The sequence below is a fragment of the Streptomyces sp. NPDC127117 genome (assembly GCF_042677325.1).
Classification (GTDB): Bacteria; Actinomycetota; Actinomycetes; order Streptomycetales; family Streptomycetaceae; genus Streptomyces.
In genome coordinates, this window is record NZ_JBHXTM010000023.1 from 23,134 (window position 1) to 31,475 (window position 8,342).

An 8,342-nucleotide genomic window follows, 5' to 3' on the forward strand; every position below is an offset into this window, starting at 1 on the left:
ACGGCGGCAGCAGCCGGGCAGGGCGCTTCTGCCCGGCTGCGGTGGCTACTTCCGGGGCCGCGGTAGCGCGTGCCACAGGGCTCTGAGCCGGTCGGGCTGGTGAGGAACTTGTCCACCCGCCGGGCTGTGATGGACCGAGCGGCCCCCTGGGCGGGCCCTGGGCTATCGCGGCGGTCAGGCGGCACCCGCAGCGGACTGCTGCGAGACAGGCGCTGGGGCGGGGCTCTGCCGTTGGTGCAGGTCGGTTGGGTTACCGGTGGTCGTGGCGCTCGCAGCGCTCGTCGTGCTTGTGGCGCTTGATCTTGGTGAGGTCGGTGGCGGTGTGGGTAGTGGTGTCACCGCCCCCAATGGCGGTGGCGGTGTTCGTGACCTGGGCATGGGCCTTGCAGGAGACGTCGACCTCCAGGGTGATGGGAGGGTAGCTGCTCCCGGCGGGGAGGACATCGCTACGGGTGCAGGTGAGGGTGTTCAGGGTGCAGTTCCATCCCGTGCCACGGATGCTGTCGGCGCTGAGCCCGGCGGGGAGGGTGTCGTGCACGCTGACCGTGGTGCCGTTGGTCGGGGCGGCCCCGGCGGCGTTGCCCACGGTCATGGTGTAGGTGCCATCCCGCCCCTGGGTGAAGTGCCTGGTGTGGGTCTTGGTGATGGTCAAAGACGGGACCGTGTAGGAGATGATCACCTGGCCGTTGTGGTTCGCCGTCCCGGTCGTCGAAAGCGCATAGCTCGTGCCGATACCTGTGGGGGTGGTGAAGCTGCTGCCCCCACCACCACCGCCCCCACCCGCCGAGGTGCCCGTGTTGTTGACGGCGCCGCTGCCGCCGCCCCCGCCGGCGAAGTACCCACCACCACCGCCCCCACCACTGGCGATGGCAGTGGCGGCGCAGCCGCCGTCGAAACTGCCACCGGTGCCACCGGTACCGACCGTGGCACCTGAAGACCCGCTTCCCGGCCCGCCGTTCGTGACCGCACAGAATGGAACGGTGCCGGCGGCACCGGCGGCACCGCCGGTACTGGTGCTGGTGTTGCCACCGCCACCACCCTGCCCCGGCGAAGCCCCAGGGCCGGTGGCGCTTCCCGCGGTACCGCCGGTGGCATCCGGCGTTGTCCCGCCGTTGCCTCCGTTCCCTCCGGTGGAGCCCGCTCCGGTGCCGCCGGCGGCACCGCCGCCCCCGGCGACCACCAGCAAGGAGCCACCCGTGCTGATGCTGGAGGCCCCGCCCCCACCCGGACCTTCAAAACGAAAACCACTGAGCGGAAAACCCCCACCCGGGGCACCGCCGTTGAACCCGCCGGCCCCCGGCGTCCCGGTGCCGTTGCAGCCGGTGCCGCCGGTGCCGCCGACGTTGACGGTGAAGGTCGTCGGTGCGGCGGTCTGCGGGAACGTGGTGACGACCCGCGCCCCCGTCCCACCGGTCCCCGTGACGGAACAGGGGGTGCCGGTGTTGTCGGCGCCGCCGGCGCCGTCCGCGGTGACCGTCACCACAGCCCCCGCCGGAACCGTCAAGGTCTGCGGAGCGCCGGTGAAGGTGAAGATCTGCGACGGATCAGCCTTCTGCGCCCGCACTGGCACGGCCCCCATCGGCGTGGCGGCCACCGGTGGAGCCGTGGCCGCCAGCAGCGCCATACCGGACAGCAGCGCGCTCCCCACCGCTACCACCCCCATACCGCGCGCTCCACGCCGTCCACCCGAGCCGGCCGGATCGGACGCACCGGCGGCACGAACCGGGGTCGTTCCACCGGCCGGGGCCCTGAACACGGCCACGGGCCACTGACGGCCGACCCGATACCGCGACAAATCTCCCTGTCCACGAGTACGAGCTGTCATCCGCGGGTTCACCTCTCCTCACAGCGAAGCGCCCCGCACCCCTCACGCGACTAGACGCAAGCACGACAAGACGCCTGATGGAAAATCGTGACAAACAGCAATTAGATACCGCGATCCGATCACTTCGGGGGTAGCGAGGTAATGAGAAACCTCGCGTGTCGCGGCGCCCCGCGCGAGCCGGCGAGAAGGATGAGTCGCATCATCGGCCCGGTCTCCGTGCTCAGTCTGCTCACCCGCCTGCGCCTCGGCCGACCCGAGCCCTCCTCCCCTGGATGAGCACCGAACGCAGTCAGGGCCGGCGAGCTGATCCACTCTCCGGTATCCGGGGTGGCCCGCTGTGCCTGTGGTGGAACTTGACGGCACCGCCTTGGCCCTTCACGGCCGTCACAACGTACGGCAGGGCTGTTTGACCCACGCCATGCCCCGCCCGGGCCCGGCCTCTGCTGCGCGCCGCCGTGTTCACCCATCCTCTGGCCACCGGAGAGCACGGCAGCCTACTGTTCACCGACCCGATCGGCCCCATGGCCCTGCCGCATCTGAGGGACTTCGCTGGGCACCTCAAGGTCCGTCCGCCCCAGCCCCCGCCTCCGCGTAGGAAGCAACGCGGAAAACAGCAGCCGGCACACACGATCCGGCCCGTCAGCGGCGCACATCATCAGTGGCCCGGGGTGCAGGGGAGGACGTACGGGGCTGCCCGCAACCCCCTGACACCGCATCCGGAAGCAGAAGCCTTGTGGCCGGATTCCGGGTGTACCCCTGCGCTGTTGAACAGTACGGGGCAAACCCGGCCGCCTCGACCGGATTGGTCCTCCGGGCCGGCAGGGGCGGTCCTGTAGGACTCACAGAATGATCTACGTTGTCGAGGGGCTCACCGCTGCAGGAACAAAGCTCTCCGGATCACTTCCCGGGGTGATCTCCCGCTCGATCCGGAGCTCGCCGAGGGCGCGCCGGTCCACGCCTGAGGAAGTGGCCGCAGACCGCTCTGTCCGTCAGTCGTCGTCGTCCGGACGGAAGTTGAGGACGAAGCGGGCGCGTTCGCCATTGATGCGGCGTCGCACGAACAGTACGGGCTCTCCGTCAGGGGTGCAGCTCACGCCTTCGCGGACGAGGAGCGGGGCGCCCGCCGGGACATCGAGGAGGTCGGCGTCGCCGATGTCGGCCCCGATGGCGCTGAAGGCCCGCCAGTCGTACTCCAGGACGATGTCGGCGCTCCGCGCCAGGACGCGGACGACGTTGTCCACTCGCCGGGGGGCGGACAGTTCCTCGGGCAGGAGCGAGGACTTCAGCCAGTAGCTGTTGACGCCCCACGGCTCGGGGCCGATGACGATGACGCTCTCCAGGCGTGAGAGTTCGGCGGGATCGCACCGCAGATGGCCCGCGGCCCCGGTGTCGGCCGGGGTGCGGGGCGCGGGGACGACGGCGGTGATCCGCTCGGCGCCGTCCTCGACGTCACCGGCGTCGGCCGCCCCGTGGGGGATGGCAGTGGTGAGGCTGCCCAGGTCGAAGCGCTGGCTTCGTGGGTCGACCGCGATCGAGACGCGCGCGATGGGGGAGCGGACGAACGTTCCCACTCCCCGGCGGATCTCGACGGAGGCGGCGCGTTCGAGTTCGGCGATGGCCTGGCGGATCGTCAGCCGGTTGACGTCGAACTCCTCGCACAGTTCCGGCTCGCTGGGCAGCCGGGAGCCGGCCGGGAGGTCGCCGGAGTCGATCCGGTCCTGGATCCTCCGGGCGAGCTGCAGATAGATCGGGGCGGTTCTCCTGCGGTTCGACACCCCTGGATCCTACGAGTCGAAAGGGCAGGCGACCTGTGCGATCGAGTACGAAGGAGGCCCCGGGAACCGCCCGTTCATCCAAGGTTCAGCAGAGCGACCGCTGAGTTCGAGACAGAACCCCACCGGAGACATGTAGACATCTAGATGTCCTGCTCGTCCTTGTGCAGTTCCCGACTCAGGAAGGCCCCCATGCCCCTGCTGAACTTCCGCGACCCAGCCTCCGCCGACCCCCGCGGCGAGCGTATCCGCCCGGGAATCCTCTTCCGCTCAGCCCAACCCGACCCCGTCGCGGACGCCGCAACCGTCAGGGAGCTGTACACCCGCGGCATCCGCGTCATCGTGGACCTTCGCAGTCCCGACGAGCGCGGCGACGACGACTGGGCAGCCGCCGAAGAGGCGGGCATCACCGTCGTCCGGGCGCCCATCGTTCCGGACGACACGGACGCCATCGCCGGCCCGGGCATCGCTTCCCTGCGGACCTCCGCCGATCTGGGCCGGTTCTACGCCGACCTCGCCGCGTCCGCCCCCACGGCCGTGGCCGACGCGGTCCGCGCCGCCGCCGGACCGGGCGCGGCACTCCTGCACTGCGCCGCGGGGAAGGACCGCACCGGTCTCCTGGTGGCACTGCTACTGGAACTCGCGGGAGTGTCCGACGACAAGATCGCCGACGACTATGTCCGTACGGCCACGGCGCTCCCGGAGATCCTCGCTGCTCTCGCCACCCGGCACCGCATCGCCCTGAACGACGGCGCGGTCGGCGACGAGGGGGACGGGGTGGCGGGACGGCCGGTCGTTCCCGCGCCGCTGCTCCAGGCCCCGCGGGAGGCGATCGAGGTCTTCCTGGAGATCATGCGGGCCCGTCACGGCAGCGCCGAGGGGTTCCTGCTGGGCTGCGGGGTCGAGGCGGCGGCCATCGACGGCTTCCGCGCCAAGGCCGCCCTGCCCGCGACCACCGCCGCGGCACGTCGGTCTGCCCTCTCTGTCACCGCGGCTCCTCAACCCGCCTTCTCCGCCTCCTCGTCGCCCTCCCGCCCCGCAGGAGAACCCCACTCATGACCGAAATGCTGCGCAAGACCCCCGTCCCCCAGCCGCCATCCTCCGACGGCTTTCCCGGGGACGAGGCCCCGGCTCCGCGCCGGGTCATCGCCGGGCTGGTCTTCACCGAGCTCCTGATCGGGATCGGGTTCGCCATGCCGCTGGTCGCCTCTCTCGGCCTGAAGGTCAACGAGATCGCACCGGACGACAAGGAGAGCGTGCTGAGCTCCGTCATGGCGGCCGGGGCCATCGCCGCGTTCGTCCTCAACCCGGTCTTCGGCCATCTGTCGGACCGCACCGCAGGGCGCTTCGGCAGACGCCGGCCGTGGATTCTCGGCGGTCTCGCCGCCGGGCTGCCTGCCGCCGTGGTGATGGCCACGGCATCCTCGCCCGCCCAGCTGGTGCTGGGCTGGGTCCTCGCCCAGGCCGCGTACAACGCGGCGCTCGCCGCTCTCGCGGCCGTGATCGCCGACCGGGTGCCGGCCGCACAACAAGCCACCGTGTCCGGCCTGTTCGGAGCCGCCCAGTTCGCCTCCGTCTTCCCCGCCTTCCTCCTCGTCGGTCTCATACCCGACAACACCACGGCTCTGCTGCTGGTCCCCGGCATCGCCGGTGCCGCGGGCGCCGCCGTTTCGTGGACCCTGCTGCGCGGCGAGAAGGCCGCCCCCGCCGGGGTACGGACCCCGGTGAGCCTGCGCTCGGTCTTCACCAGCCTGGTGTTCGACCCCCGCACCTCCCCGGCTTTCACCGCGGTCTGGCTGCAGCGCTTCCTGCTCCAGGGCGCCAACGCCCTGATCGGCACGTTCGGCCTCTACTACCTGATGTCCCGCCTGGAGATGTCGACGGCCGAGGCCGCCGCCCTCGTCGCGACCACCGGAATGCTCTCCGTCGTCGGTAACGTCGTCGCCGCGGCGGTGTTCGGGAAGCTGGCCTCCCGCACCGGCGCCTACCGCGCCTTCGTCGTCACCTCCGGCCTGCTGATGGCTGCCGCCATGACCATCAAGATGCTGTCCGCGTCCGTGTGGCCGATCTACCTGGCCACCACCGTCGCCGCCATCGGTCTCGGCGCCTTCTACGCCGTCGACATGGCCCTGGTCCTGCGCGTCATGCCCACCAGCACCGACGCCGCCCGCTGGCTCGGCGTGTTCAACATCGCCAAATCCCTGCCGCAGTCCATCGCCCCCCTGCTCGCCCCACTCCTCCTGGGCCTCGGCACGGACCCGATCGGACCGGCGACCGACGGCAAGAACTACTTCGCGCTCTACCTCGGCGGAACCCTCGCCGCGCTCGCGGCCGTGGCCCTCACCCCGCTGATCCGGCACCCAGGCCTCACCCGCGACTGACCCCCGCGGCACCCGCATCCCGAGCCACCCGACGAAAGGCACGACTGTGACCTCCCGCCTCCGCCACCCCGACGGCACACCGTTCCGCGACCTCAACCACAACGGCACCATGGAGCCGTACGAGGACCCCCGTCTGCCGGTCGACGACCGCGTCGAGGACCTCCTGGGCCGGATGACCCTGGAAGAGAAGGCCGGCCAGATGTGCCACGGCCGGATGGCCGCCGGCGACAACTCCTTCATGCCGTCCGGCGCCGACCTCATAGCCGAACGGCACATCACCCACTTCGCGATGATCCAGGTCCCCTCCGCCGGCACCATGGCCGCGTGGAACAACCACGTCCAGGACCTCGCCGCGGCCACCCGCCTCGGTATCCCGGTGACCCTCTCCTCCGACCCCCGTCACGGATTCACCGCCAACCCCATGACGGCCCACACCGACGGCGGATTCAGTCCGGGCCCCGAACCGATCGGCCTGGCCGCGACCGACGATCCGGCACTCGTCGAGGAGTTCGCCGCGGCCGCAGCCCGGGAACTGCGCTCCGTCGGGATCCGCGTGGCCATCCATCCGATGGCCGATCTGGCCACCGAACCGCGCTGGGCCCGCATCAGCGGTACCTTCGGCGAGGACGCCGACCGCGCCGCGCGGATGCTCGGCGCCTACATCCGCGGGATGCAGGGCGACACCCTCGGCCCGGACAGCGTGGCCTGCATGACCAAGCACTTCCCCGGCCACGGCCCGCAGGCGGGCGGGGAGGACTCCCACTTCGCGTACGGCAAGTACCAGGCGTTCCCCGGCGGCAACCTCGAATACCACCTCAGGCCCTGGGAAGCGGCGTTCGCCGCCGGCACCGCCCAGGTCATGCCCTGCTACTCGATCCCCACCGGCAGCGGCCTGCCCGAGGTCGCCGCCAACTTCAACCGCGAAGTGATCACCGGGCTGCTCCGCGGCCGATACGGCTTCGACGGCGTCGTGTGCACCGACTTCAACTCCCTCACCGGCATGGAGATTCCCGGAGTCGTCCAACTCCCGCCCCGGAACTGGGGAGTCGAACACCTCTCCCTCGCCGAACAGGTCCTCATGCAGCTCGATGCAGGCGTCGACCAGCTCGGCGGCGAGACCCGCCCCGACTGGATCGTCGACGCCGTCCGCTCCGGCGCCGTCGGCGAAGACCGCGTCGACACCTCCGTACGCCGCATCCTGCGCGACAAGTTCCGCCTCGGCCTCTTCGACGACCCCTATGTCGACACCGACGCGGCAAGCGCCCTGGTCGGCGCGGCCGAGACCCGTCTCCTGGGGCGCCGGGTCCAGCTGCGATCTCTCGTCCAGCTCACCGACCGCGCGGAAAAGCTGAGGACACTGCCCGAGGTGCCGGCCCTCTACGTGGAGAACATCGTCCCCGAGACGGCCGCCCGGTACGGCCACCTCGTCGACCGCCCTGAAGAGGCCGACCTCGCGGTGCTGCGTCTGACCGCCCCGTACGAGAAGCGGGAGGGATTCCTGGAGCAGCACTTCCACGCCGGGGCCCTCGATTTTCCCGCCGCCGAACTGGCCCGGCTGCGGGCGCTGTGCGCGAGCGTCCCCACGGTCATCGACGTGCAGCTCGACCGGCCCGCGGTCCTCACCGGACTCGACACCGAGGCGGCCCTGCTCCTGGGCAGCTTCGGCGCCGACGACGACATCGTCCTCGACGTGGCCTGCGGCCGCGCGGTGGCCGAAGGCAGCCTCCCCTTCGACCTCCCGTCCTCCATGCGGGCCGTCGAGGACTCCCGCGAGGATGTCCCGTTCGACACCGCCGAACCGCTGTTCCGCTGCGGGCACGGCGCGGTCGCCCGCTGACGCCGTCGCCGCTGGACCTCGCGGACGGCCAGCGGGCACCGGCCACCTCGGCGGGTGTGGGAGAGAGGAGCGACGCGGGCCCCGGTGGCTGCGGGGGTGCCCGCGATGGCCACCAGCAGCGGAAGCCAGCCGTGCCTGGCCATACGCTGGGCGACCTCTCGGGCTGTGTGGCCGATGTCGGTGGTTCGCCGACGCGTCAAGATCCGGCACGTCCGGACCGTCGATGTGATCGTGGGCGGGATCCGGCGCCGGACCTGGCGCAGCTGCCACTCCGGCCACTGGTCCACTCGCAGCTGACCGTGGTGTCGGCCGGCAGCAACCAGGGGAAGAACGACAAGGACCCGGGGGAGCTGGCGTCCGCCGCCGCAGTCGTACTGATGCACCTACAGCCGCGCCTGGATCAGCGTGAAGGCCAACTACCGGCGATCCGCCGACCCGAGTGAGGTCAACGCCCTGTCCCGGATCCTCGACAGTTGCGACGCCTGACCCCACCCGGCGGCTCTACCGGGCAGGGAACCCTGCCCGGT

At 71.2% G+C, this 8,342-nt stretch carries 5 protein-coding genes; 3 read left to right on the top strand and 2 right to left on the bottom strand.

From position 1 onward, the window contains the following. Window positions 1-250: 250 nt before the first annotated feature. Both ACFVH0_RS21115 and ACFVH0_RS21120 read right to left on the bottom strand, forming a co-directional pair. Complete coding sequence (locus tag ACFVH0_RS21115) at window positions 251-1,663, bottom strand: hypothetical protein (RefSeq protein WP_385822226.1); 1,413 nt, start codon at window positions 1,661-1,663, stop codon at window positions 251-253. 1,151 nt (window positions 1,664-2,814) lie between these two features. Continuing rightward, window positions 2,815-3,600 carry a GntR family transcriptional regulator gene (locus tag ACFVH0_RS21120; protein ID WP_385822228.1) on the bottom strand — a complete coding sequence of 262 codons (786 nt, stop codon included), beginning with the start codon at window positions 3,598-3,600 and terminating at the stop codon, window positions 2,815-2,817. 189 nt (window positions 3,601-3,789) lie between these two features. Here ACFVH0_RS21120 and ACFVH0_RS21125 point away from each other — a divergent pair, with 189 nt between their 5' ends. From ACFVH0_RS21125 to ACFVH0_RS21135, 3 genes are read left to right on the top strand one after another with little or no spacing between them, the layout of a single operon-like run. Further along, window positions 3,790-4,656, top strand: a complete 867-nt coding sequence (locus ACFVH0_RS21125; protein WP_385822230.1) for a tyrosine-protein phosphatase — start codon at window positions 3,790-3,792, stop codon at window positions 4,654-4,656. After that, window positions 4,653-5,978, top strand: a complete 1,326-nt coding sequence (locus ACFVH0_RS21130) for an MFS transporter (protein ID WP_385822232.1) — start codon at window positions 4,653-4,655, stop codon at window positions 5,976-5,978. The genes ACFVH0_RS21125 and ACFVH0_RS21130 overlap by 4 nt, the downstream gene beginning before the upstream one ends. A 46-nt stretch (window positions 5,979-6,024) precedes the next feature. Then, window positions 6,025-7,815, top strand: a complete 1,791-nt coding sequence (locus tag ACFVH0_RS21135) for a glycoside hydrolase family 3 protein (protein WP_385822234.1) — start codon at window positions 6,025-6,027, stop codon at window positions 7,813-7,815. The last annotated feature ends 527 nt before the right edge of the window (window positions 7,816-8,342 follow it).